At 46.0% G+C, this 26,503-nt stretch carries 15 protein-coding genes and 1 pseudogene; 8 read left to right on the top strand and 8 right to left on the bottom strand.

All coding sequences use genetic code 11. The annotated features are described in order from the left end of the window. Nucleotides 1–120: 120 nt before the first annotated feature. The 6 genes from NDI48_24940 to NDI48_24915 all read right to left on the bottom strand — a co-directional run bounded on the left by NDI48_24940 (nt 121) and on the right by NDI48_24915 (nt 15,982). Nucleotides 121–3,462 (bottom strand): CHAT domain-containing protein, encoded by a 3,342-nt coding sequence (locus tag NDI48_24940; GenBank protein ID MEP0834414.1) that lies wholly within the window; start codon nt 3,460–3,462, stop codon nt 121–123. After that, the gene (locus NDI48_24935; GenBank protein ID MEP0834413.1) at nt 3,459–6,557 is read right to left on the bottom strand and encodes a CHAT domain-containing tetratricopeptide repeat protein; all 3,099 of its coding nucleotides are present in this window, start codon (nt 6,555–6,557) and stop codon (nt 3,459–3,461) included. Before NDI48_24935 ends, NDI48_24940 begins: the two co-directional genes overlap by 4 nt. A 161-nt stretch (nt 6,558–6,718) precedes the next feature. Further along, on the bottom strand, nt 6,719–8,260 hold the full coding sequence (locus NDI48_24930; GenBank protein ID MEP0834412.1) for a hypothetical protein: 1,542 nt from the start codon (nt 8,258–8,260) through the stop codon (nt 6,719–6,721). 5 nt (nt 8,261–8,265) lie between these two features. Beyond that, entirely contained in the window at nt 8,266–8,607 is a 342-nt protein-coding gene (locus tag NDI48_24925; protein ID MEP0834411.1) for a hypothetical protein, read from the bottom strand. 73 nt (nt 8,608–8,680) lie between these two features. Beyond that, nucleotides 8,681–12,142: a CHAT domain-containing protein gene (locus NDI48_24920; GenBank protein ID MEP0834410.1), complete on the bottom strand. Its 3,462-nt coding sequence runs from the start codon at nt 12,140–12,142 to the stop codon at nt 8,681–8,683. A gap of 114 nt (nt 12,143–12,256) precedes the next feature. Next, nucleotides 12,257–15,982 carry a CHAT domain-containing protein gene (locus NDI48_24915; GenBank protein ID MEP0834409.1) on the bottom strand — a complete coding sequence of 1,242 codons (3,726 nt, stop codon included), beginning with the start codon at nt 15,980–15,982 and terminating at the stop codon, nt 12,257–12,259. A gap of 155 nt (nt 15,983–16,137) precedes the next feature. On the opposite strand from NDI48_24915, the gene NDI48_24910 reads away from it, so the two are divergent. The 7 genes and pseudogenes from NDI48_24910 to NDI48_24880 all read left to right on the top strand — a co-directional run bounded on the left by NDI48_24910 (nt 16,138) and on the right by NDI48_24880 (nt 23,321). Further along, on the top strand, nt 16,138–16,413 hold the full coding sequence (locus NDI48_24910; protein ID MEP0834408.1) for a hypothetical protein: 276 nt from the start codon (nt 16,138–16,140) through the stop codon (nt 16,411–16,413). 104 nt (nt 16,414–16,517) lie between these two features. Then, nucleotides 16,518–16,874, top strand: a complete 357-nt coding sequence (locus tag NDI48_24905; GenBank protein ID MEP0834407.1) for a hypothetical protein — start codon at nt 16,518–16,520, stop codon at nt 16,872–16,874. A gap of 446 nt (nt 16,875–17,320) precedes the next feature. After that, a complete protein-coding gene (locus NDI48_24900) occupies nt 17,321–18,322 on the top strand; it encodes an ATP-dependent RecD-like DNA helicase (GenBank protein ID MEP0834406.1) in 1,002 nt (333 codons plus the stop codon). Between the two features lie 410 nt (nt 18,323–18,732). After that, a complete protein-coding gene (locus NDI48_24895; GenBank protein ID MEP0834405.1) occupies nt 18,733–19,635 on the top strand; it encodes a ParA family protein in 903 nt (300 codons plus the stop codon). A gap of 42 nt (nt 19,636–19,677) precedes the next feature. Further along, the gene (locus NDI48_24890; GenBank protein ID MEP0834404.1) at nt 19,678–20,940 is read left to right on the top strand and encodes a hypothetical protein; all 1,263 of its coding nucleotides are present in this window, start codon (nt 19,678–19,680) and stop codon (nt 20,938–20,940) included. Nucleotides 20,941–21,291: 351 nt separating this feature from the next. Then, a pseudogene (locus NDI48_24885) lies at nt 21,292–21,552 on the top strand (ATP-binding protein). A gap of 41 nt (nt 21,553–21,593) precedes the next feature. Beyond that, nucleotides 21,594–23,321, top strand: a complete 1,728-nt coding sequence (locus tag NDI48_24880; GenBank protein MEP0834403.1) for an IS1634 family transposase — start codon at nt 21,594–21,596, stop codon at nt 23,319–23,321. On the opposite strand, the gene NDI48_24875 is transcribed toward NDI48_24880, so the two are convergent. Then, nucleotides 23,287–24,078, bottom strand: a complete 792-nt coding sequence (locus NDI48_24875) for a sigma-70 family RNA polymerase sigma factor (protein ID MEP0834402.1) — start codon at nt 24,076–24,078, stop codon at nt 23,287–23,289. The two genes, NDI48_24880 and NDI48_24875, sit on opposite strands and share 35 nt — an antisense overlap. Before the next feature lie 804 nt (nt 24,079–24,882). Here NDI48_24875 and NDI48_24870 point away from each other — a divergent pair. After that, complete coding sequence (locus NDI48_24870; GenBank protein MEP0834401.1) at nt 24,883–25,086, top strand: hypothetical protein; 204 nt, start codon at nt 24,883–24,885, stop codon at nt 25,084–25,086. Between the two features lie 52 nt (nt 25,087–25,138). Here NDI48_24870 and NDI48_24865 read toward each other — a convergent pair whose 3' ends face one another. Continuing rightward, nucleotides 25,139–26,419, bottom strand: coding sequence for an MFS transporter (locus tag NDI48_24865; protein MEP0834400.1), 1,281 nt, complete (start codon nt 26,417–26,419; stop codon nt 25,139–25,141). Nucleotides 26,420–26,503 lie beyond the last annotated feature (84 nt).

Here is a 26,503-nt window from a genome sequence, read left to right as displayed (position 1 = left end):
GAAGAGGGGGAGAATTTCACGAGTTAGATTATGTCTGCCAGCCTACACTAGCATCATAAATTTTCCAAAAGTCCAAAATGGCAGCAAAAGCCTTCCGTAGAACAAAGTGAGAACAAAAGCCTACTGTCCAATCGCGCAGAAGGCTGCCCAGTACATGGGGTCTTGGAAAGGCTGTTCGTCGGAGTTAAACCAGTCTAAGGTCTGCTCAATCTGTTGAATTAGCTCTGATGATAATTTCAAGTGACTTGCCCATGCTTGTAATTTGGCTTTGGTGGCATCCCGCAGCCAGATTTGGGCAGCGTTTAGTGCCCGTGCTACTGATACTGTCTGGCTAGAAGCGCCTTCCCCATCCAGAACTCTAGCTTGTGGAACTTCGGATTGTATCGCCTCATGACAAGCCCTTTGTAGATTCTCATAGAACTTAATCATCAACAGCGCTGTCGCTGAGTCATAAACTCGCCACAGACTGCTGACGACACTGGGAACACCTGCATAGATAAAGCCGCTCGGTAAGCTGATATACTCATCTGTCAGGCTGGTGAAGTCCGTTAAGCCCGTTTCACAAGCCGAAAGCGTGACTAGGCGGCAAGCACTCAGATCTTTGCTGAACAAGTCTGCCAGGGTGAGGCATCGACTCAAATCCAGAACTGATCCATTTTTCAGGTGCAGATATTGCAGTGGGTTATGCTGTGCAGGTGTGGGGGAAACTTGGCAATCTGCCAACAGCAGTGCTGAAAGCAGTGGATTTTCTAGGTTGAAGTAACCATGACAGGAAAAATGGGCGCAATGTGCTCTGCCAAGTCGCTGGTCATCGATAGCCGACTTTTTCGCCTGTTGTTTGACAAGGACTTCTCTGGAGTGGAAGTGATTGGCGATCGCTTCCACTTCCAAATCGGTATAAATGAGATCGTCTGTGGGATTTTGAACAGCAAACAGGTGAGAGAACTCTGGGCGAGAGCGCTTTTGGGCCAGTTCTAGCAGTTGGCAGCTAGGGGCGTAGCTGACTCTGCCAGGGAATCTGTCAAGCAGGCAAGGAGTTGGGTTTGATGCTTCCCCCTTCCCGATCTCTGATTCCCCCCTCCCTACAGGTAAGGCATGAAGCGGGATTATATGCAGGTAGCGGTGGGGAACCAGTACTAGAGAATGGCAGTTGGATAGAGCAGGATGGCTGATGATCTCATCCAAGTGCAATATCTCCGAAAGAGTATGGAGCCACTGATCGAGGTTGGCTTTCCAGGTAGTGGTGTCATTGAACAAGGACTGGAGATACTGTTGATTCCAAGTACGCAGCTTTTTTAATTCAGCTTTGCCAAACTGCACCACGTCCAGATTGTTTTTTGTGATAATGAAGGTCTGGAACCCATCTGTGCCAATATACCATTCTAATATTGCCGTATGGGGGTCAATCAAGGTGCGAATTTTAGCAACAGAGATCGGTTCAACCTTTTGGGTTAAGGTGAAGGCGGAGTCAAGTTTTTGGCACTCAGCGAAGACTCGATCAAGTTGGCGCTGGTAATCTTGCAAGAGTTGGCGCTGTTGGATGATGTATTCACGATTAGCCTCAGAAATTCCTGAGTATTGTATGTTTCCACCCCGTAAATTTTCTCTATCTTCTGGTCTTGCTAGTTTTTGTTCTATGCCGCTTAAATTCTGCCTATTTTCTGCTTGTGTGAGTAGTTGCCGTAGGGATGAGATAGCACCGCGTAGGTGACGAAGTTGCTGTTTGAGTTCTTCTGACGCACCTCTGGGGTAGAGTTCTGAGGCAGCTAGAAGTTCAACGAGGTTTCGTGATTTGGTGCGCTCAACGTATTCAATGGCTTCAGGAAGATTACCAATTTCTATGCAGACTTCCACCATATCTGAAAAGAGGTTATTCCATTTCTCAGTAAGTTTTTGCTTATCTCCCTCTATCCCAGAGCCAAAGATAATTTCACTCCGGAAAGACTCTATCAATTCATTAGTGGCAGCAAAAGCACTATAGGCTTTATGGAATTGTTTGGCTTCTTTGTAAGCCAGACCAAGATTATATTGAGTAGTTCCGTAATCTTGAGGAAATTCCTCGCGGGAGCGTATATCTAAAGCCGCTTGGTAGTGAGAAATTGCTATTGCTAAATTTTCTGATTTATCTCCTTCGAGCCGATAGAGATAGGCATTACCCAAATTGTTTTGAATCAATGACCATTGTTCCGGAAATCCTAATTGCGTGTATTTTTGCAACGCTGCTTTACAATAGCGGATTGCTTTTTCTAAATGTTCTTTTCTGTCACCCCAGATGTAATGCAAATAGACATTAGCAAGATTGTTGTGCAGTGATGCCCATCTTTCAGGAAAAGCCTCATGGGTATATACCTCTAAGGCGGCTGAGTAATATTTAATTGCTTTTTCTAAATTCTCAACCTTCTTTCCTTTGATACGTTCGACGTAGACATTTCCTAAGTTGTTTTGGGTATCTGCCCAGTACTGGGGGAAATCTTGTTGGGTATAGGCTTCTAATGCAGCCAAGTAGCAGTCAATTGCTTTTTCTAAATTTTCTGCCAAGTTCCCTCGGATACGCTCCTGGTAAGCAGATCCCAAATTATATTGGGTCTGTGCCCATGCCTTCGGAAAATTATTCTGCGTTCGTATTTCTAAAGCAGCTTGGAAATGCTTGATTGCTTCTTCCAAGTTCTCTGCTTTTTCTCCTCTAATACGGTGGTTATAAGCAATTCCTAGATTATTTTGGGTTTCTGCCCATTTTTCGGAGTCTGTTTCGCGATTTCTTATCTCTAATGCTTTTGAGAAGTAGCGAATAGCCCTTTCCAAGTTCTCTATTTTTCTGCCTCGGAAACGTTCGCAGTAAGCAGTTCCCAGGTTATTTTGAGCATTTGCCCATTCAAAGGGGTAAGCTGAACGGGTAAAGACTATCGCAGCAACTTCGTAACCAGCAATGGCAATTTCTAGATTGATAGCCCGATTTCCTAGAGGGAAGTCGTTAATTAGGACGCTAAAATTGCTAATAACTGCTGCTACGCCATGTGCTCGCTCTGATTTCAAGTCCGGTATCATAGCCATTAGCCAGTCTTTCCATACAGCAGCAAAGAAACCATTGACTAGGTTTAAGTTCTCTTTGAGAAGAGAATATACGGCTTTTGGGTTACTTTGACTTCGCTCAATCACCTGGTAAACCTGAACAAAGAAGGCAAGCTGTAACTTAAGAGTCGGGATAACAGTAGAAGTGGATGTTGATGATGACAATTGCAGTTCATTAGTGATTTGATGAGCGAGATTCATTAAAAAATTAGAAGCTTCCTTGTCATCTCTTTGTTTCAACATTTCTGCTGCTTCTGCCATTGTCAGTACTAACCACGCATCAACCAAACCCCGGTTAGCATTCAAAATCTGGTTAGTTCCTTGAGGACTCCGATACCTCAACAAGGCGCTAATCAAATTTGCATAGTCTTGCTGTCGTTGTGAGTTTATCATTGTCCAATGGCACAGAAAGCTGCCCAATACTGAGGATTACAGAACGGTTGTTCATCCGATTCAAACCAATTTAGCTGTTGTTGGATTCGTTGCCGGAAATGTTCAGCCAAATTTAATTGATATGTCCACTTCAATAAATCTGCCTGGGTGCTGTCCCGCAGCCACAATTGAGCAGAATTGAGGGCAAAAGCTACTGATAATTCATGGCTGGAAGGACGATCGCTTGAGCCTGTCTGGAGGTTTTGATAAAACTTAATCATCAACAAAGTCGTTGCCAAGTCATCAACCCGCCACAGGCTACTAACGACACTGGAGCTGCCAGCAACTAGGAAGCCGCTGGGTAAGCCAATGTACTCATCGATCAAACCCTTGGGAGAGGTTATGCCTGTTTCGCAGGCGGAGAGAGTGACAAGGCGACATTGGCTAAGATCTAGCCCAAAAATTTCTCCCAATGTCAAACACTTTTCCAGATTAACGGTGCTACCTTCTCTTAAAGGAATATAGCGCTCTGGGTTTGCCATCTGGGACGTTTCTGTTTCTGCTGGCGTGGCATCAGCGAGGCGGAGGGCAGAACGCAGGGGGGCTTGAGGCTCAAAATAGCCGTGACAGGAAAAGTGGATACAGTGGGCAAGATGCAGTTGCTGGTTGTAGATGGCTTGTTTCGTGGCAGCCTCTTTAGCGAGGATTCTATCGTTGGGGCAGAAGTTCTGCCTGATTGTTTCGACTTCAATATCGGCGTAAGTCAGATCTTGAGTGGGGTTTTGGATGCCAAAGAAATAGCTAAATTCAGAGTGTTGCGAGTTTTGAGTTAGCTGCAATAGTCCGCAGCTAGGGGCATAACTCACACCTTTAGGAAATCGGTCAAGGAGGCATTTTTGTCTTGTGGGGTCAGCATCCAATTCGCTCGTCTTTGCTAGCAGGCTTCTATCCTGGACAAGAGACGTATCCATAGAACTGAGTGGCAGGACGTGAAGGGGAAGCAGGTGGAGTAAGAAATGAGGGATGAGAATCACGCGATCGCAGGTATCTGGAATATGGGAGAGGACTTCCTCTAAATGCAGAATTTGAGCAAGGCGATCAAGCTTGAACTCTAGCTGGTTGTTCCCATTTTCCTTTGAGGGTTGCTCGTAGTCACGAAAATACTCTCTAAGCCAGTCAACTAAAGCTCGATCGTCTTCTGGAGAGGATTGCCAAACAGTAATGCCAGGGCTTTGGCGGGTAACGATAAAGGTTAGAAAAGTTTCACCTAAGACGTACCACTCGATGAGGACAGTTTTATCATTGGGTAGCAATGCCTGAATCCTCTCAAAAGAGATGGGTTCGACCCGTTGAGTCAAGCTGAAGTTGGGGTCTAGGGTCTTGATTTGTTCGAGCAACTGATTCAATTGTTGCTGCAACTTATCCAGGTCTTGGCGCAATTGCTCAGCATAGGCGTGGTCTAGGGGTTGTTTATTTTCATGGGTGTCAGTGGAGAAATTTATCTGTTCACCCTCTAACTGCCGTTGCTTCGCCGCAATTTCCCGACGCAGGTGTTTCAGTTGATTGCAGTCACTTTCTGAAGCTCCTTTTGGATAGAGGTCGCGATTAGCCAGGAGTTGTACCAAGTTGCGGGCTTTGCTGCGCTCAACGTATTCAATTGCCCTCTTCCACTGCTTGCTCTTGATGTAGGCTTTTACAATTCCGATGTAGACACCTATCGCTTCTGTTTGAATCTCTTGACGCCGCGCATCGGTACTTGCCCAAGCCCAACTGTACTCAACAGCTTCAATAGCGACGCCATACGCCTCGATAGCCTCTTTCAAACGCCCAGCATCGAACGCTAGGTGACCGAGGTTATTTCCACAGCGCAAGCATTCGAGGGGAAAAGCAGCAGGTGTGTACGCCTTGAGAGCTGACTGATAAGCTTCAATTGCCTGCTCAATCTGTCCTGCTTCACTGTAGGCATGACCCAGATTGTAATGGGTCATAGCCCAGCGTTCTGGAAATGCCTCGCAGGTGTAAACTCGCAGGTTGTCTTGGTAGATTGCGATCGCTTGAGCAATCTGCCCACTTTCGCGATACTGGATTGCCAGATTGTTTTGGGTTTCTGCCCACTTATCTGTCCCAGGAATACGGACTTTAAGAGCATTTTTGTAAGCTACGATTGCCTTGTCAATTTCCCCCTTGTCGCTCTTGTCGCTGTAGACAATACCTAGATAGTTTTGGGTATCTGCCCATTCTTCTGGAAACTCCTGATAGCTATAGCCTTTTAGGGCGTCTTCGTGTGCCGCGACTGCCTGCTCAATCTGCCCTTGCTCCCTGTAGACAAGACCCAAATTGTTTTGGATCATTGCCCACCGTTGGGGAAAATCTTTGGGGGTGTAGACTAGCAGGGCGTTTTGGAGAGCTGCGATCGCGTTTTCTAGATTCTGAACCTTGTCACCCCGAATTCGGTTACGGTAGGCTTCTCCCAGATTATTCTGAGTCTTTGCCCACTTTTCTGGAAAACCCTCAGGGGTAAAAACGGTGGCAGTGACTTCGTAGCCTGTAATGGCAATCTCTAAGTTGCTAGCTTTGTTGCCTAGTGAGAATTGCTGAACCAGAAAACTGAGATTGCCGATATCTGCCGCAAGGTTTTCTGCTGCTGCTGGCTCCACTTCCGATAAGAGCGAAGTTGCCCAGTCACGCAACACTTGAGCAAAGGTATCATCTAGTTTGTCCAAGTTAGCTTGCAGGAGAGGGTATACCCCTTTTAGGTTCCTTCTGTTATCTAAAGTTGCCTGCATTAATTCACATGAGAAACTGGCATACTTTTCCGGGATTACTGCAAACGAGTTGCCGATACCAACTGCTCTTGGTGCATCTTTGCTTGACAATCTCTTTATTGGCGTACTACTGTACACTCCTAACAGGTAACCAGCGACATTCATTAAGAAATCTGAAGCGTCCAGCTTACCTGTAACTATCAAACCAGCCGCTATCTCTAGCATGGTCTGCACTAAATCAGCATCTATGAGGTTTGGGTTCGCCTTCAAAATTGTCGGTTCATCACCACTGGGACAATTCAGCAGTGCTTTGATTAGATTTCGATAGGCTCGGCGACGTTGTTGATTCATCCTTGTTCGACTACACAAAAAGCCGCCCAACAGAACAATTCACTGAAATGTTGTTCATCTGGTTCAAACCAATCTAGCTACTTTTGAATTTGTTACTGGAAATGTTCAGCTAATTTTAGATATGTCCACTGCAACAAATGTGCTTGGGTAGTGTTCGGGGTTTAATGTGATCGATCTTTTTCCTTTTGCTGAGAAACAGGCGAAATTTCTGGATTTTGGGAACTCGGCAAGCTAGCTTGGTTTCTTGCTGTGCCGATGCGGTGTGGCAGCCGCTGCTTGACTCCTGTTATCAGGCGTTTGCTGTTCATCACTACACTAACTAAACCCCAAGTTACTAAGCCTGCAACCAAACTTAACAGCACAACTGAGATGAAGGGGGTTAGGGTTTCTGGTTGCTTGTCTGGTTGCTTCCATAAGTAGGGAACACCAGTTGCTACTACTCCAGCAGCACCTATACCAAAGCCTACTGCTTGGATAGTGTTTTGCAAGGCGCGATCACGTTCTGCTTGTTCAATTCCCACCCGTCCCTGGATGGCTGTCAGAGTTTTTTCTAACAACCCGACACCATGCCCAAAATAACCTAAGTCAGCTTGAATCTGTTCGGTAAATAGACGGCAGTCTTCTGATAAAAAAGTTTCTAGGAAGCTGAGATTTTCGCCAGGAAGTTGGCTCTGGATGTCCCTCAGCTCTCTCTGATAGTTTTGGGCGTTAATCTCAATTGTCAGCCGATAATGCTCTAAGTCACGGATTAAACGGGAATATTCTAAATGTTTTTTTGGAATTTGTTTTAGATGGTTTTTAAATTTATCTAGATCATCTTGGTTCAAGGTATTATTAACTGTAACTTGAGGTAATATTTCATCAATATATTGCTCACTACTTTTATACTCCTGAAAAACAATTTGCTGTATTTTACGGCTGCGTTGGTAAGCACCTATGACTTTATGTCGATAGCAAAATAAGTTAATAAAGTAGTTATAGTAATCTATGAAATTCTCGCTGGTTTCTGGTTCGCAGTAAATCCAAACTAAAATATGGCACGATTCTCCTAATTGGCTAAAGCTGCCATATTCATAGATAGGGCTTTTGAATAGTTCACCTTCCTTATTAAATTTAGGAACAGGTAAGGGTTTAGGAACGAACTCTCTCAAACACTCGTCAGCTAGTTGTCTTAATTCTTGTCGATTTTTTTGTGATTTCCAGGGAATCCATTGTTTTTCTGCGGTGTACCATACAGTTAATAGGAGAGTTTGCCCTAAAGAACTCTTTATTTCATGGGGCATTAAGCAGCCATTGGGGTTTAAGAGTCCCAGAAAGCTAAGAGGGACAGGTTTTGTCTTTTTCTGAACTTCTTCTTCAGGACGGCGGATATTTAGTGCTAAGGCATAGGTATCGTGAATCCTAAGTGGATAAGCGCGTCCAGCGATTGGTAATGACGTGTTATCTGGATAAACTTTCCCCTCAAAGGGAAGAGCCGCATCATCATCGTCGGGTTTATCTTTTAGTAGATCAACCCGATACTCCTCTTTATCCTCAACGGAAAATTTTTTCTTAGAACTCTCGAATCTTTCTAGGATTTTTTCGCATTTGTCCCAAAGTAATTTCTCGTCGTCTGAATTGGCTGTTGAGTTACTTGTCTGGCGCTCTTTCTTCAGATGAAAGGCAAATAAATGAACATTGGGAGCATAGACTTGGGAAGACATTGGTATTATTTGTTAGGGGTTTCTCCCTGATTAGATTTTTTGTTAAGTGTATCTTGCACTTGTTGGCGTAACTCTTGGAAAAAGTTGGTTACGCGCTTGTCCTGGTCAGACTGATTGGAAGCTATTTTACCGAGTTCTTTGCGATCGCTTGCTAAGTTTCTCAGTGCATCTCGGATGGAGCGTCGTGCTTTACACCACTCCCTGAGAATCTCGTCGGCGTTTTCTGGAAGGTCATTCTCTAAGGGAGCTAACGTTTGCTGCAAGTTTTGGAGGTCGGCAGCCGAAAACAGTTCGGGTTTGGTTTCCAGGAGGACGGGGAGAGCTTGAAGCAGGGGGTCAGAGATCATGCGATTTTGGTATTAGAGGTTTACTGGTGATGCTCCTAGGAGGGTTAAATTTGTAGAATTGAGAGCCTAAAAGTTACTGCCCAATGGTGCAGAAGGCTGCCCAATAGTATGGAGCTTGGAAGGGTTTTTCGTCAGAGTCAAACCAGTCTAGGGCCTCCTCAATCTGTTGAGATAGCTCTGATGCTAATTTTAAGTGATCTGCCCATGCCTGTAATTCGGCTGTAGTGGCATCTCGGAGCCAGGTTTGGGCGATATTGAGGGCAACGGCAACGGTTAAGTCGGTCTGGAGATTCTCATAGAACCGGATCATCAGTAATGCCGATGCTATGTCGTCCACCGTCCAGAGGGTACTAACGACACTAGCAGCACCAGCATACAAAAAGCCGCTAGGTAAGCTAATGTATTCATCGCTGATAGTGATATCCGATAAGCCCGTTTCACAGGCTGAGAGAGTGACTAAGCGGCATTGATTGAGGTCGAGGTTAAAGATTTCTCTCAAGAAAAGCGGTTTATCAGCTAATTTCAGATGGGATTGTAGAGGGAATACAAAGTCAAAGGAACCGTGACAGGCGAAGTGAATGCAGTGAGCAGAGCGCAGGTGATCTACGTAAGGAAATTTGTTTAAAGCTTCTTTTGTTGCGGCATCTTTGACTAGAACATGATTAGCTGGTTGAAAGTAGTGACGAATAGTTTCCACCTCAAGATTAGAGTACGCTAAGTCTTGGCTGGGATCTTGAACAGCAAAGAAGTAGCTGAAGTCAGGGCGGTGCTGGTTTTGAGCTAGTTGTAACAACTGGCAGCTAGGGGCATAGCGCACACCTCGGGGAAAGCAGTCTATGACGCAAGAGCCATCAGGCAAAGGTAAGGCATGGAGAGGAAGCCGATGCAAGAACCAATGGGGAATCAGAATCACTTGATCACAGGTTTCTGGTATCAAGTCCAGGATCTGATCCAGATGTAGAATCTCGCTGAGTTTTTTGAGGCGGTCTGTGAGTTGTTTTTGCAAATGGGACTTGTCGCCGATATAGTCGAAATATTCGGTAATCCAGCTAATCAAGGCTTGAGACTCTTCAGAACCAGATTGCCAGACTACGGGGATAGACCTGTGGTGGGTAACAATAAACGTCTGAAATCTTTCAGGCGCAATATGCCATTCTACAATAGCAGTCCTTTCATCTAAAAGGTCTTGAATCTCTTTAAAGGAGATGGGAGCAACCTTTTGTGGAGTGTTCAACGTACAATTAAGGAGTTGTGCCAAGTTGCGAGTCTTGTTGCGCTCAACATATTCAATAGCCTTCGCATAGTATTGCGGTTCAGCAGGAGCCAGTTCTAGGCAAACTTCGACCATGCTGGAGTAGAGCCTAGCCCATCTCTCCGCTGATACCCTCTTAGCTTGAGTTCGCTTGCCATAGAGAATCTTCTTATATATAAATTCCCCGGCTCTCCAAACTTGAATATTATCAGGATACTTTGAGGTCAATTCCTTGGTTTTGGGTAATATATCGTACATCCACTGCTCCAAACTCAGCAAATCTGCTGTAGTTTCAATTGCAGATTCCAAGACGTTGTAAGCCTTACCAAACTGTTTTGCTATTAAGTAAACGATGCCCAGGTTGAATGAAGCTTCTAAGTAATTTTCGGGGAAAGCTACACAAGTAAAAACCCGCAAAGCATTTTCATGGCAGGTAATTGCTTTTTCAAGATTCTCAGACCGCTCACCACAAATGCGCTCACCGTAAACATTCCCAAGATTGGTTTGAGTTATAGCCCAAGCTGTTGGCAAAGATTCAAACGTGTAAACCTGTAGGGCGTTTTCATAGCAGGTAATTGCTTTTTCAAGATTTTCACAACGCTCACCCCAGATGCGCTCTCTATAGGCAATTCCAAGGAGGTTTTGGGTTCCTGCCCAATCTTGGGGAAAAGCTTCAGATGTGTAAACTTTCAAGGCATTTTGATGAGAGGTAATCGATTTTTCTATATTCTCTGCTCGCTCACCTCTTGTGAGATCGATATAAGCACCTCCCAGGAGGTTTTGGGTTATTGCCCATTTTTGGGGGGAAGTTTCAAATGTATAAATTTGCAAGGCATTTTGACAATAGGCAATTGATTGTTTCCGGTTGTTTTCGGGAACACCAATAGTACGATTGAGATAAGCCTCAGCCAAAGTCTGTTGAGTTGTAGCCCAATCTTGGGGGAACGCTTCACGAGTTAAAACCTGCAAGGCATTTTGGCAGCAAGCGATTGCTTTTTCAATATTTTCTGCTTGCTCAAAACCAATGCTATCGCAATAAACACTTGCCAGAAGCACTTGGTTAATAGCCCACTCTTCGGGGAACGCTTCGCGGGTAAAAACCAGCAACGCATTTTGGCAACAAGCGATTGCTTTTTCAATATTTTCTGCTTGGTTACCATGAATGCGATCTCTGTACACAACTGCCAGGAAAACTTGAATCGAGCTCCATTGGTGTAAGAAGGCTTCACGGGTAAAAACTTGCAAAGCCTTTTCACAGTAAGTGATTGTCTGTTCAAGATTTTCCGCCTTCTCTCCATTGATACGCCCTACATAGGCACTAGCTAAATGCTTATGAGTTTCTGCCCATTTCTCTGGAAAGGCTTCTTGAGAATAGACTTGTAGAGCCTTTTCGTAACATTGGATAGCAAAATCGATATTTTCTGACCGTTCGCCTTGGATGCGTTTTTGGTAGGTATTACCCAGCTTGATTTGGATTGCCGCCCACTGTTCTGCGAACCCTTCCAATGTGTAGCCTTCTAAGGCTGATTCATAAACGGCAATAGCTTTATCAAAGTCAGCTAATGCCTCGTTATAGTGTCCTAGTAAACGATAAATCTCGCCTCGATTGCTGAGGGCAAAAACGTAGTTAGGGTCTAGCTCAATAGCTCGGTCGAAGTCAGCTAATGCCTCGTTGTAGCAATTTAGTGCCATATAAACCCAGCCTCGACTAGCGAGAGCAAAAGTGTAATAGGAGTCTAAATCGATAGCTCGATCGAAGTCAGCTAACGCTTTGTCATATTGTCCTAGTAAGCGATAGGTTTCCCCTCGACTGGCAAAAGCAAAAGCGTAGTTAGGATCTAGCTCGATAGCTCGGTCAAAGTCGGCTAATGCCTCGTCATACCGTTTTACTAAACGATAGGTTTCTCCTCGGCTGGCAATAGCCCTAACGTAGTCTGAACTTCCCTCGCTTTGGTTGAGGAACGTCCCATGAGTATAAACCTGCAAAGCGCTCTGATATCCAATGATTGCAATCTCCAGATTGTTACCTCTGTTCCCTGTCGAAAGCTGTTCAATCAGATCGCTGAAACGAACAATTAGTTCGGCAACTGGTTCTGTTTGGTTCGCAGCTCCTTTGGAAAAGTAGCGTTTTACCCAGCCTCGCAATGATTGAGCTAAATTAGCATCTAGTTTTTCCAGATTCGCTTGCAGAAGTGGGTACACTTTCTGCGAATCACCGTTGCTATCATGAATCGCCCTTAGTACCTCAAGTAAGAAATCAGTGTAGGTATCGAAAGTGTCCATTGCAATTGGTTGAGTAGAAAATTTTGGCTATAACTTGGTAGCTTCCCTCGCCATTGGGACAACTCAGTACTGCATTGATCAGATTTAGATAATCTTGCTGTCGTTGTTGGTTCATTACTCTCCAACTGCACAAAATGCCGCCCAATACCCAGGATTACTAAAAGGTTGTTCATCCCCTTCAAACCAATCTAGTTCCTGTTGGATTCGTTGCTGGAAATGCTTATTCAAATTTAGCTGCTGTGTCCACTTCAACAATTCTGTCTGGGAACTATCCCGCAGCCACAGTTGGGCAGAGTTGAGGGCAACGGCAACAGGGGTATCGTCAAAGAGATTCTCATAGAACTTAATCATCAACAACGCCGTGGACAGGTCGTTGACTGCCCAAAGGCTAGCAACCACACTCGGACTGCCTGCATAGAGAAAGCCCGCAGGCAGGCTAATGTATTCATCGCTAACGTTTCTAAAGTCCGTTAAGCCCGTTTCACAAGCACTAAGGGTGACTAGACGACATTGAGACAGCTCCAGGGCAAAGATTTCCCCCAAGGTGAGACACCCTTGTAAGTCAAGGACTGAGCCATCTTTCAAGGGTAGATACCGGGGTGGGTTGGCATCAGCAGGTGCGGGGGTAATCTGGCAATCAGCTAGCAGCAGTGCCGAACGGAGGGGGTCTTCAAAATTGAAATAGGCGTGACAGGAGAAGTGGGCAAGGTTAGCATCTTCCAGGCGATGGGAGCCAAGGCTGGCTTTTTTGGCAGCGTCTTGGACTAAAACGCGATCGCATGGGTAAAACCTCTGACGGATGGTTGCGACTTCAATATCGGTGTAGTCCAAGTCGCCTGTGGGGTTTTGGATGGCAAATAGGTAGGTGAAATTGGGGCGTTTTTGGTTTTGTGTCAGTTGCAGCAGTTGACAACTGGGGGCGTAGCTGACTCCGCGAGAGAATCTGTCGAGGAGGCAAGGCAGGGGAACACAGGAAGATTCTTCCTCCCCATTTTCCCTTCCCGATTCCCGATTTGCTAAAGGTAAGGCATGAAGGGGTAACAGGTGCAGAAAGCGATGGGGAATGAGAATCAGGCGCTCGCAGTTCTCCAGTTGGGGATAGGAGAAGATTTGATCTACATGGAGAATATCGGCAAGTTCTTTGAGGCGGCTCTCCAAGCCCTCGCGCCATTGGTCTTTTTGTCGGGAGTAGTCGGTAAGATATTGATCGAGCCAATTAAGCAAGGCTTGTAAGTCATCTGAGGTGGATTGCCAGATGCGGGGAGAAGTTGCGTCGCGGGTGATGATGGCAGTGATGAAGGTATTGCCTGTGATGTACCACTCGATTAGGGCAGTTTGATCGTCGGGTAACAAGTTCCGGATCTGCTGATAGCTGATAGGTTCGATTCGTTGGGTGAGCGAAAACGTGGAGTCAATGGGCTGAATTTGCTGCATTATCAGGTTATCCAGTTGTTCGCGGAGGGCGTTTAAGCGGCTGTGGTCTGGGATTGCAGCTATGGGGCGATTCTGTTCATCTCCCCTAATCCTCTGCTGGTCTGATATTCTGCCACTCGGCTCAATCTGTCGCTGTTGAGCAGCTATTTCTCGGCGCAGGCGATTTAGTTGCTTAAGGACAGGTTGGGGAATCTCGCCTTTGGGGTAGAGGTTACGACTAGCAAGGAGTTCGACAAGGTTACGGGTTCTGCTACGTTCGATGTATTCTATTGCTTCAGTGAGGTTATCCAGTTCTAGGCAAACTTCGACAATGCCTTGATAGAGTTCATTCCATTGTTCAGCGAGTTTTTGTTTGTCCTCTTCTATTCCAGAACCCGATAAGATTTCTCCTCGTAAGAATTCTACGGTTTCAATAGCGGATCTAAAGGCACTGTAGGCATTGGGCAACTGTTGAGCCGATTGATAGGCAAGACCAAGATTGAATTGAGCTACTGCATGATTTTTAGGAAAAGCTTCACGGGTACTTACTTCTAAGGCAGCTAAGTAACAGTGGATTGCTGTTTGCAAATTCTCTGCCTTATCACCTTGAATCCGCTCACGGTAGGCATTACCGAGATTCTTCTGTGTTTCAGCCCATTGTTGGGGAAAGGTGTTAGGGGTAATTACTTCTAAGGCAGCTAAGTAGCAGTGGATTGCTGTTTCCAGATTCTCTGCCTTATCACCTCTAATTCGTCCGCAGTAAGTAGAACCCAAATTGATTTGGCTAATAGCCCATTTTCGGGGAAAGGCGTTGTAGGTATTAACCTCCAATCCTTCTAATAAACAGTGGATTGCCTTTTCCAAATTTTCTGCCCTCTCTTGCCAGAGGCGGTAACGGTAGGCGAGACTCAAGTTTATTTGGGTTTCTGCCCATTTTTCAGGAAAAGCGTCGCGAGTTCGTATCTCTAATGCATCTAAAAAACAACCGATTGCAGCTTCCAAATTCTGTGCCATTTCCCCTCGAATGCGGTAAGTGTAAGCAAGACCTAGATTGTGTTTAGTATCTGCCCACCGTTCCGAGAAGGCTTGGCGTGTATATTCCTTCAATGCATCTGAGAAGCAACAGATTGCTATTTCTAAATTCTCTGCACTCTCCCCTAGAATGCGGTAGAAGTAGGCATAACCCAGATTGAGTTGGGTTCGTGCCCATAGTTCGGGGTAAGCCTCGCGGGTATATTCCTCTAAAGCAGATGAATGACAGCCAATGGCTTTTTCCAAATTCTCTGCTCTCTCCCCCCAAACACGTTCGTTATAGGCAAGACCCAGATTGATCTGGATAGCAGCCCATCTTTGAGGAAAAGCTTCACGAGTACATACCTCTAAGGCATCTAAATAACACTGGATAGCTGTTTCCAAATTCTCTGCCCTCTCTCCTCGAATTCGATAAAGATAGGCAGTACCGAAACCAATTTTGGCATATACCCATAGTTCTGCCATAACTTCACGGTTGCTTACTTCTAAAGCAGCTAAGTAACAGCGGATAGCTTCTTCCAAATTCTCTGCTCTTTCTGCCCTAATGCGTTCAGAGTAAGCATTGCCTAGAGAAATTTTTGTAGTAGCCCATTCTTGCGGTAAGGTCTGACGAGTGTATACTTCCAAGGCTGTTAATTGGCAGTAGATAGCTCTTTCCAAATTCTCTGCTTTTTCTCCCCGGATGCGGTTACGGTATGCAGCGCCTAGATTGATTTGAGTGGTAGCCCATTCTTGAGGGAAAGCTTGGCGAGTAAAGACTGTTCTAACAACTTCATAACCTGTAATGGCAATTTCTAGATTGCTAGCCCATTCACCTAGCGGGAAATCTGAAATCAGGACACTGAAATTACCAATGTTTATTGCTGTGTGTTTTGCTTGCTCTAGCTCCATTTCCAGTAGAGTTGCCGTTGCCCAGTTTCGTAAAACTACAGCAAAGTTATCATCTAGTAGATCTAGGTGAGCTTGTAGCAGAGCATACACAACTTGGGGATTGTCTTTACTGTCTTCTGTTGCTTTCAAAACTGCATTAATCAGCTTCAAATAGTCCTGTTGGTGTTCTGTATCCATAAACAGACAACTTTCTCCTTCAGAGAACGCTACGCACATACTTGCAGCATTGAACACAGTCTTGATTAGTAATGTAGGCTGAAGATTAAAGCTAATTGTCTTTTGCCCGATCGCGCCAACCCTGCTAACTGGTTGCTCTATTCTGGCACTGCTGCTGATGTCCGTCACTGACTGCTCAGCCCTGAAGGAGAAATCAACCTGCGTCGAGTATTTGTGGCGACCTAGAGTACTAATGATGCCATAGGTTATCGATCGCTTGCGGGTAAGCTTTGTCCTTGACCCTTGAAGACAGATGTTACTTGACTTAATAACGTGGGTTGTCTGCATTACAAGCTCTACAAGATATTTGTGCCGTCTGCCGGATCAAGAGTGTGGGGAAGCGGGTCTCAAAAATTTTTGAGAACATGGGTAGGAGAGTCCCGCATCTTAATAAATAACTAACGTGCATTTTCTTTATTACTAAGCGATCCATTGAGGAACGAGTGGCTGAAATCCAAAGAGATTTAGCGGCTCACTACAAATCAGTGGAAATCCAACTAATGGATACTTGGGAGCATCGAGGAAATGTGGAGCTGTACTTTAAGCACAGGTATCAGAAGTTTAATTATAAAATCGGCAAATTAACGGAATACTTTAAATTTGATAATGTTGAGCCAGTGTTGCAAGATTTACGCCGAATGAGCAATAAAGCTTTAACTTCAGTTGAGTTGGAGCTACTTGAAGGAAATGCACACAAAGCCATGTCAGTTACAATTTGACAAAACGTGAAAGCGATCGCCTCGGATAAATCCCCTAGAACTCTGATGTGCGATCGCCCTTCAGCTTGGGAACACTAAACTGAGTTGTGTGCATCACTTATCCCATGAAACTCTTGAACATTATCCGTTCTCTGTTGCAGCCAGCACCAGCCCAGCCAACTATTGAGAGCTATGGACAAGCCAGCATTGGTCTTTCTTTAGAACAGATTCAACCTGTGATGGAATGGCTGATGAGTAGTTTGCTCCATGCCAGATACTTCGGTCGCTCTCATATCATTTGGGATAGTGGCGACCAAAACTTATTGAAGACGACTCTCACTAGACTACTGAAGGATGAGCCAGTTTTTCTCTATCGGTGTGGAGAACGACCCTCACAACCTCCCATTGGTTGTTACTGGCGGTTGATGCCAGAACATCCTAGCTTGAGGATTTACCAGCTTGAGGTAAGGGAGGATGAATGAGTTCTAGGGGATTTAACGGGGTGTGATCGCTTCTCATCTACTTTGCGCTTCATAGCAATTATACTCTAACTAACAAAAATGCCGCTGCCGCTCTAAAGGCTTGCTGGGGATACCCAGTGGGAAAAATAGTTGCGATTGAGCTAGCGCGGTGCGATCGCACCTTTTTGACGGGTTACAATTCTCTGAAAGCGAACTGAGATGAGATATCTAAAGTATGTTCTTGCCGAAGCCAGACGTTCAAACCCCTGACTCATGGTGAGTGCTGACAAAATCCAGTCGGCTAGAATTTGTCAACGTGCTAGATTAGTACAAGGTAAATCGTGTCCTGTTGGCAGGACACACAGCAAAAGAAGTCAGACTGTTCCCGTATTCTACTCCTGGTTTTGAGGAGAATACTCGCTGGGCTGAGCAATTAAGCCAGAGCGATCTGTTCGGAGTGATTTGGCATGTTGGTGGTTTTGGTTGTCGCTGGTACGAACGGGAAGACAACCTTGCTGAAAGCTTTAAAACCGACCACCAGAATCTTACTCGTCGGCGATTCCAACCAGCTTCCCAGTGTGGGAGCTGGGATGGTGCTGCGGGACTTGATACTATCGGAGCTAATACCCACGACTCAATTGCCGACTATCTATGGGCAGCAGTACGAAAGCCCGATTATTTACGCCGCCGAAGAAGTACTTTCTGGGAAGGTGCCAGCACTGCATCAGTTTAAGGAGCTTTCATCTTGGATGGATGTCGCCGACTGTGTTGGCGATCGCATGATTCAGTTAGTGAATAGATACGATATGACTCCAGCGGTGATGAATGGAGAGAGTGGTTGGGTAGTCGCCGTGGAGGCAAAGCAGAAGCGAGTGACAGTGGAATTTGAAGGCGGTGCGTGCGTTGACTACTTACCTAGTAACTTCGATCAGATTGCCCATGCCTACTGTCTGACCTGCCACAAATCTCAAGGCAGTGAATTTCAATATGTCATCATGCCTCTACAGAAGTCCAACCGCAGGATGCTCACCCATCAGTTACTTTACACCACTATGACGCGGGCGGTTGGAACGTTTATTGCGGTGGGACAACCCGAAACGCTTCAAATGGCGGTGGCGACAGATAAACCCGCTCGCTGCTACACGCAGTTGAGCCAGTTCCTGCTTACACAAGAAAAAGATTTGACGGGTGCGATGGGGAGCTTGGGTGCAGCAGGTGGAGTGAGCCAAGGGAAACAGGGAAAGTTTGTTACCATTGCCAGCCGATTGCGTGAGCGAAAACTTGGGGCGACAAAAGGGCAGATGACTTCTATCGGCAGTCTGGCTTTGCGGCTCTATGAAGATAAGTTTGGACATCGCCCGTCGAAACAACTCGAAGTTGTGGAGGGAATGCGATTTAAGACTTACCACTATGGAGTTGAGGCGGTGGACTTAATCGAGCGGGCGATTGATGCCGTTTTGAATCCATAAATGGAAGTCACCAATCCACGTTGTACCGGATTAGGTGTACACAAGAAGACTGTGGTCGCTTGCTGTCTAATTACAGCCAGTACTGGAGAGATGGAGGAGAAACGCGAACTTTTAGCACCATGAGTCAAGAGTTGCTGGCATTAGGGGATTGGTTGAGCAGCAAAGTACCGCAGCACTGCGGTACGTAATATACTAATTGGGTAAAGCTCCTGTAGGATACTATTTTTCGCCTTGCTCCTCTAGTTCAGCATTAAGATTAGTCTTGAAATTGCAGAAGGGCTAACTCACATGAACTACTCCCCAGTACTATAGAACTAATTTATCCGTATCGCAGCGCTGCGGTACGCTACAAAATTACCGCAATAGTTAGCTAAAGAATTTGCTAGAAGTCAACAGTGACAGCTTGTTAAATGAATTTAGGCATCGCCAACCTCTCAGAAAATGTAGTGATACTAGATAGCAGTATGCGTCAAATCAGAATCGCGATCGAGTCCAACACAGGTGGAAGTGGTAAGACCACCTTAACGACTCATTTAGGGTATGCACTTGCAAGTAAAGGATACAAGGTTGTCTTGATCGAACTCGATCCCAATGGTTCAATTACTCTATTCACTGGAGTTCCAGACTTAGAATCTGATGAAGTTCAGGATTCGATTGCCGTCATTTTTGAGCGCTCCTTCAAGGGTCAATATCCCCTGCTACCCGTTTGGACAGACCGCGTTGGCACAATTCAAGTAATTCGGGGCGGTCCTCCACTTCATACAGCAATTCGAGGGCTTCATTTACATACAAGACCCTATGAAGTTCTACGCGATCGCTTGGAAGACTATCCAATCGAGGCAGATATTATTATTTTTGATACACCCGCTTCACTCGAACCGATGGGGTTACTGGCTCTTGCTGCTTGTACGCATGTTTTGGTTGCAATTAAGCCAGAACCGAAAGACTCAAAGAGTTCCGCAAATATGTTGAGTTGGTATTATGAAAAAGTAGAAGATCTGCGGTTAAAGCCTCATCCTGAGATTTTGGGCTTTGTCCCTTCACGAGTCGATCTTAGCTTGGCTTTACATCGCAATCTGCTTGGACTTAAGGAAGACGGCAAGCCCAATCCTAAAATTGATGCCAGTACTACACTACCTAAAGTCCTTGAAAGTATGGGAATTTACTGTTTCCCTCCAATCCGTGAGTCGGGTTATTTTCTCAGTGCTAGTAGTGTGGGCTTACCAGTTCATCTACACCGACCGGGGGATAAGGTTTCAAAGTCCTTCGATCCGATTGTCGCTAAAGTTACTCAGCTATTAAAAGCAAAGTAAAGTCAAAATTTGCAGAAATTAGATTGGTAGGAAAGTCAGAATATGGGAAAACCTGCATCAGTTAACGCCTCAGATCTTTTTGCTGGGGCTGGGAAGAGCCAGCAAGTATTTCAGTTGAAAGGACGCATTGAGGAGCTAGAGGCAGAAATTGCACAGCTAAAAGCGGGTGATTTAGGTGCTGATGAACGAATTGAGCTAGAGGCTAAGATCCAAACCCTCATTGCTGAGTTATCTGAGAAGCAGGGAGTTAAGATTATTGCCTTTGAGCAAATTACGCGGAATCCACTTCAGCCAAGGCTAATTTTTACTAAAGCAGATCAAGAAGCTTTTGCAAATATTCTCCGACTTGAAGGGCAGCTAGAGCCAGTTCTGCTGATTGAACTAACACAGCAAAACCGAGATCAACTTACAGCCTATGCTCAACAGGGATTGTTTGACCTTAACCAACCACTGTTCAATATTAATGCTGCTTATTTGCTCTTCGATGGAGAACGGCGTTGGCGAGCAGGGCAGATTGCAGAATTAGAAGGGCTAAAGTCAGTTATTCTGCCTGTTCGAGAATCCTTAGACTTGCTGGAACTTCAATCGAAAGCAGCTTCCACAAGCTTACATCAGAAAGCTCTTCATAAGCTGGAGTTGGCGCAGTTTTTGGTTATGCAGATTAGTCATCGCTATCCATCTGCCAGGAGTTTATTGGAAGATGCTCCTGAACTGGCATACCCGCGTGCGCTAAATGCTTTCATGAGCCGTATGAAGCGGGCGAGGCGGACAGCCGAGATCGCCCAAATCACTACTGCCGATCGCGAGGTGCAACTGCGGTGGCTCTCAGAGGTTGAGAACGAAGTAGAACGAGCGGTGCTAGATGTTCTCCTTAGCCATCAACAAAACCCTGCCTCAATTTTCCGTCATATTTTCCCCCTTCTAAAGTTGCCAGATGATTTGAAACAGGCAGCCTGGGATGAGGGCTTAGATGCTGAAAAATTGCTGGCACTCAATCAACTTAATGCCAAGGCACTAAAGCGCTCGGAAGATGAGGCTAAAGTAGTACGGGCAGGAGTGATTCAAGAAGCGATCGCTTCCGGATGGAGTGCTGAGGATATTCGCCGTCGGGCTAAAGAACTTTTGGTTGAAAGCAATCCTGAAGTTGCAGCAGAACACCCCAAAGTGCCCAAGGAATTAAGTGGGCTGGAGAAAGCTGATTTTTCAAAGATGAAGGCTGAGGAATTGCAGCTTTGCCAGCAGCTACTCAGCCGCAGGCTAAATGAAGTTAAGCGGCTGTTAAAAGCTTCATCAGAACTTAGTTAGTCAGCGAACGAGAATATTACTTTCAATCCAGTTGCCCTAGAATTTGAAGCGTTTAATGAGTACCTCCAACTCATCTACTCGCAACAAAATTCTATGCCCTGCCAACATCTTAATGACCGCGAACACCCCTAAGCATCCCCCATACGTGCCTCAGCGCGGCGAAGGTGAAGCCTACGCTCAACTGCTGTCAGATGCTGGCTGTTTTGTCCTCACACTCGTTATCCTGGCGTTTTGCATGGCTTCTTTCAGATGGGAGGAGTGATTGCATTAGGAAGAGTAGTGATCGTTAAGTTTTAATGTCAGTAGACCGAAAACTTCCGCCAAGCTAACGCGGCGACGACTAGAAAGTTTGGTGGACTGGGATTAGGGCTGGCGATCGTGCGGCACTTAGTCGAACTGCATGGAGGTACAGTTAGGGGTGAAAGTCCAGGAGAAGGGCAGGGCGCAACCTTCACCATCCGGTTACCGCTAATGCCAACTCCAGTGAAAGCGAACCTGGCTGAGCGAACGCCTGAACAGTCTCTCGATTTGAAGAGTCTCAGAATTCTGGTCTCCCCGTTCGCTCAATTGAGTAAGTCAGTAGCCAAATCAGCAGCCCAAAGAGTAGTCTAACTAAGCAATTCAAGGATTGAGGAGACTATCAGGGGGCTGAGTTGAACCAGACAAAATCAGAACGAGTGGATGATCTGCCAGTAGTCATCCACTGGCTATCCCAGATGTGTATTGAACGGCTGATTGACGAGGAATTGCCTCCACCACATGGCAATCGACAGGGATTAAGCTATGGACAACTGGCGATCTTGTTGTTAAGCTACATCATTACTCAAGCCGATCACCGATTGTGTGCGGTGGAAAGTTGGGTAAACCAGCACCATCAGACCCTAGAAGTGGCGACAGGATGGCAGATTGGCAACAAAGATGCCACAGATGACCGACTGGCTGACTTATTGAGTGTTTTAGGTTCATCACAACACGAAGCGATCGAAAGCATCGAAACGTTCTTAGGACAACACTTAATTCGAGCCTACTCCTTACCCACCGATGCCGCCCGCAGCGACACGACAAGCTTTTCGGTCTATCATCAGCTAAGTGAAAAGGAGTCAGAACAAGAAAAAACATCTGCACCCCTACTAAACTTTGGTTATAGCAAAGACCGCCGCCCCGACTTGCTACAGTACCGCCAAATGCTAGCTACGTTAGACCCCATGGGAATGCCCTTAGTCAGTGCTACCCTTCCAGGTAACGGTGCCGATGATCCTCTGTATGTTCCTACTTGGAAGCGTCTAGCTGAGATTATTGGTCATACAGACTTTCTGTTTTTAGCTGACTCCAAAGCTTGTAGTTGGTCTAACCGAGGACAAATTGACCGAGACGGAGGTATCTACTGTTTTCCGGTTGCCATGAGTGGACATCGCCCCAAACTGTTGCACGATTGGGTTTTCCATCCCCCCACTCCTGTTCAAGATATCTTCTTACCAACACAAGAAACGACTGAGACACCAGTCGGCGAAGGATTTGAAATTCCTTTAGGTAGTCTATGGCTAGACCCAAAGAACCAACAGTGGCATCGGTGGTTAGAGCGGTGGTTGGTGATTCGTTCTCCTGCCCTAGCTGCACGCCAGATTAAGGGCTTAGAGCAGCGTCTTCAAAAAGTCGAGACAGCCTTGGCGAAACTTGCCTCAAAACCAGGTCAAGATGCTCAAACCTTACAGGAAAAAGTTGACAAATTGCTAGAGGCTCATCGAGTCAAGGAGTATCTCAACGTCACGATTAACAAACAGATTCGTTATCCCAAAGTCTATTCCACTCCTGGTCGTCCTACTACTGAACGTTCTTTCCGTCGTGTCCGACACACCACGCTCACCTTAACCTATCAGCGACAAGAAACGGCTCTAGCTGAATTTCACACCTTGGCAGGCTGGCGGCTCTATGTCACCAACGCACCCCCAGAACGGCTGAGCTTAGAAGAATCGGTGTTCTACTATCGACAACAGTGGCAACCTGAGCGAGCCTTCCATTTGTTTAAACGAGGTCGTCTCCCTGCACTTCCTATCTATTTCCAAGATGAAGAGCGTATTCGAGGATTAATGTTTCTACTGACGCTGGCTTTGCGGGTTTTCACCCTCATGGAGTATGTTGTGCGCCGTCAGTTGAGTGAGCAACAACAGTCTTTAGCTGGCTTGTATGATGGCAATCCCAAGCGTACCACTAATCGTCCTACAGCCGAACGGCTGCTCAGAGTTTTTTGTGGTGTTACCTTGTATTTTCATCGAGACGGTTCAACAGAAATCAGTCCACTCAATTGTTTACAGCAGCAGATTTTGAAATTGATGGGCTTTGGTGAGTCTATTTACGCTCTGCCCTGTTTGGTTCCTGAATAATCAGTCTAACCAGCGTTGGTTCCACAGTCTCCTCAATCCCCGTATTGCTTACTCCTACTGCTCTTTGGGCTACTGATTTGGCTACTGGCTCACTCAATTGAGCGAACGGGGAGGCATCAGGCAAGGGAGGAGCATTCAACAGCTTTCGAGACAAATCAAACGTTGCGTTATCCACTCCCGCAAGATACCCGAACAAATGCTTTCGCAAAATTGCCCGCGCCTGTGAGATGCGTTTGCGAACATTGTCGTAAGAGATAGCAAGCTGTTGAGCAATGTCCTGATAGGATTTCTCCCGAACGAAGTGCAGGACAAACGGAGAGTGCAGTCTTTCTGGTAAATCCTCAATAGCACGGTGGATTTGGGTTTCCAGTTCGCCTCGCAATGCAGCGCTTCCTGGCGTATCGTACACAGAAACCAGTTCCTCCTTTTCGCGCTCAGCTATTACCTCCAAACTTTCCATCCTATAAGCGCCTCGGTTGCGCTCTCGGTGCATATCTATGCAGAGGTTATGAGTCAGTGTAGTCAACCAAGCTCTGAAATTGGTGATAATACTAGCACCATTTCGTACTTTTTCCCAAGCTTTGAGCATCGCTCGACTCAGAGCATCTTCCGCATCCGTCGGGTTCCCTCCCATCCACTTGATGCAGCAATGGTAAAGATAATCTTGATACTGCTGCCATTGCTGCCAAAACCCTTTCCCTAAATCTTCAGAGCCACCCCGCAGGTATGACGCACTAACTGTTTGAGAATTTGACATAAATCCTGAACTGGTAGTAACCCAATTGATGCAAAATAAAACTTTTGAAAAACCGTCTTATCTTGAATCCAAATCGCATCCTAATGTCAGCAAAAATCTCGCCGACGTACAGCAAATCTTGCCGAAGCTACATCGAATAGACAAAGGAATTTGTCTATCAAACAATTAGCTCATCTATTATTAGTCTCCAGAGCCTTGCTGGTCTTCCGTAAAATTACGTAAAATCATCTTATTGGTGAGTCGGAAACAATTGAAAAAACATCTCCTCTAGAATCCAAATTGCATCCTTTAGCCAGCAGAAATCTCGCCCAGTACGGAAAATAAAGCCTGAGCTACATCGACTCGACAGATACTATTGCCTGTCCTATAATGGGAATCTATTTGTAATGGGATGCTTCCCCACACTTACCTCAAAAAGCAAGCGCTCTCGCATTTTCACCCACCAGGTATAAGCAGGGTGAACCAAAAGCTTGTAGGATGCACATGAGTTCAGCTTACTTGGGAAAAGATTATAAACCCGACATTGCCTGGTTTATAGACTTTTGACCAACTCGATAACTGTTACTCCCTGATATAAGAATGTTTGAGTATGGGTGTGAGATGAAAGTCGAATTATCATGCTTGTAATGTTCGCAACGAGTCTAACCTCTTCCTATTGGGGGATGTCAAGGGTAATACGCTTGCAATACCGAAATTTTCTTTTTGGGCTGAGTATTACGACGCTTTAAGTCAAGACTAGACAAAGACTCCAGATAGAACGAGAGGGAATTTCAACTGTTTGTAAAGGTTTATGAAGGAGTCAGTTTGGACTGGGCGAGTTGTAGGCTGTATCTGGGGGTGAGGTTTCAAGCGATCGCTTCGCCGTACCCCTTTGGTGTGATCGCGCACAGTGCCGCTCTCTCATGCTCACGCGATAGCGAAGCGCTGCCGCCTACGGCAGATCGCACTTCACCGCAACCATGCACCCTCTCCAAGGGCGCGATCGCTCTCTTCTCCTCCCTGACGTAAGACCTCCATTTTGGCAAGCAAGTAAGTTATGTCGGCTATTCCAAATAAAGTGCTAAACGACATCAGGCAATTCATCTTCCACTAACCGCAAGCGAGGATATCGGTAAGCTGCAACAGTTACCACCATAACCAGCACTTCCATCACAATAAATAGCAGACCAATACCGCGACCCGGCCCCACGCCAATAATTTGTCCGATGCTTCCTGCCAGTAGACCGTTAGCTGCCATTAAAGGCTCAAAAACTCTGTCAGCTAGGGGGCCAGCAACCATATAGGCGAGTGGAATACACGACCAGCAAATCATGTTGATTGTTGCAAAGACCCTGCCCTGAACGTCAGGAGCCACTTTTCGGAGCAAGATGGCATCACAATAGCCATTGACGAAAGGCAAGCTGAAGAAAAACAAGAAGTTAGCCAGGGCGAAAAGTGCAGCATTTGTGCGTAGTCCAAATGCTAAGATGCACAGTTGACTAAGAAACGCGAAACCAAATACGCCACGGATTAAAGGTCTCGGTCCCCCCCAAACACTCATAACTACGCTGCCCAGCAGCATCCCCCCGCCACCAATCGACTGAATGGTTCCGAGAACGGTAACTGAAGTGAATGTTAGTACCAGCGGCGTGAATAATACCTCAATCAGTCCTAAAACAAAATTATTGATGGCGAATACAATCATCAACACTAATAGTCCGGGTCGAACAGTAATATAAGTCCAGCCTTCAATTGCCTCACGCCAGAGTGAACTTTTCTCATCTTCTGTGACAGGAGCCTGATAAGCATCAGGAAAACGAACGAGCAACAGGGTTGTGAGGGCAAAGAGGAAGGTAACAAAGTCAATGAGCATGACACCATGAAGCTGGACAATTCCTAGCAAGACTCCTGCCAGCAGGGGCGAGATGAGTTGGGCGCAAGCTTCTGCTGACTGAACCATACCGCTGGCACGCGGCAAGTGTTCTTTCGGTACAAGCATTGAGGTTGAAGCCGTGTAAGCTGGCAACTGGAAGGCTTTGAAGACAGAACTTAGGCTGACGACTAGGTAGATATGCCAGATTTCCAGGCTTCCAGTTGCGAGTAATAGGGCACAAGCTGCTGTAGTTATACCCGCGCCGGAGTCGGAAACAATCATGCACCAGCGCCGATTAATCCGGTCAACTAAGGCACCTGCTACTGGAGAAATCAGGATACTGGGCAGCATGGCAGATAGCAAAATCAGAGAGAATTGAGTGACTGAACCCGTGCGCTGGTACACCCACACTCCCAATGCAAAGCTAGTCAGACCCGATCCAGTCAGGGATACCAGTTGTCCTACCCAGACGAGAAGAAAAACACGCATTTCGCGGAATATACGGAATCGCATAGTTATACAACAGCAGTTGGCTCTGGAGATTGCACCCAACTCATGCCACTTGACGCTCTA

The organism is Microcoleus sp. AS-A8 (assembly GCA_039962225.1).
Classification (GTDB): domain Bacteria; phylum Cyanobacteriota; class Cyanobacteriia; order Cyanobacteriales; family Coleofasciculaceae; genus Allocoleopsis.
The sequence above is the reverse complement of the archived record's forward strand: the minus strand, read 5'-3'. Positions and strand labels throughout refer to the sequence as shown.

Bases quoted from the DNA above. Each gene is read 5' to 3' on its own strand.
- NDI48_24940 (MEP0834414.1), bottom strand. From the start codon at position 3,462: ATGATAAACTCACAACGACAGCAAGACTATGCAAATTTGATTAGCGCC.
- NDI48_24935 (MEP0834413.1), bottom strand. From the start codon at position 6,557: ATGAATCAACAACGTCGCCGAGCCTATCGAAATCTAATCAAAGCACTG.
- NDI48_24930 (MEP0834412.1), bottom strand. From the start codon at position 8,260: ATGTCTTCCCAAGTCTATGCTCCCAATGTTCATTTATTTGCCTTTCAT.
- NDI48_24925 (MEP0834411.1), bottom strand. From the start codon at position 8,607: ATGATCTCTGACCCCCTGCTTCAAGCTCTCCCCGTCCTCCTGGAAACC.
- NDI48_24920 (MEP0834410.1), bottom strand. From the start codon at position 12,142: ATGGACACTTTCGATACCTACACTGATTTCTTACTTGAGGTACTAAGG.
- NDI48_24915 (MEP0834409.1), bottom strand. From the start codon at position 15,982: ATGCAGACAACCCACGTTATTAAGTCAAGTAACATCTGTCTTCAAGGG.
- NDI48_24905 (MEP0834407.1), top strand. From the start codon at position 16,518: ATGAAACTCTTGAACATTATCCGTTCTCTGTTGCAGCCAGCACCAGCC.
- NDI48_24900 (MEP0834406.1), top strand. From the start codon at position 17,321: ATGTTGGTGGTTTTGGTTGTCGCTGGTACGAACGGGAAGACAACCTTG.
- NDI48_24895 (MEP0834405.1), top strand. From the start codon at position 18,733: ATGAATTTAGGCATCGCCAACCTCTCAGAAAATGTAGTGATACTAGAT.
- NDI48_24890 (MEP0834404.1), top strand. From the start codon at position 19,678: ATGGGAAAACCTGCATCAGTTAACGCCTCAGATCTTTTTGCTGGGGCT.
- NDI48_24875 (MEP0834402.1), bottom strand. From the start codon at position 24,078: ATGTCAAATTCTCAAACAGTTAGTGCGTCATACCTGCGGGGTGGCTCT.
- NDI48_24865 (MEP0834400.1), bottom strand. From the start codon at position 26,419: ATGCGTGTTTTTCTTCTCGTCTGGGTAGGACAACTGGTATCCCTGACT.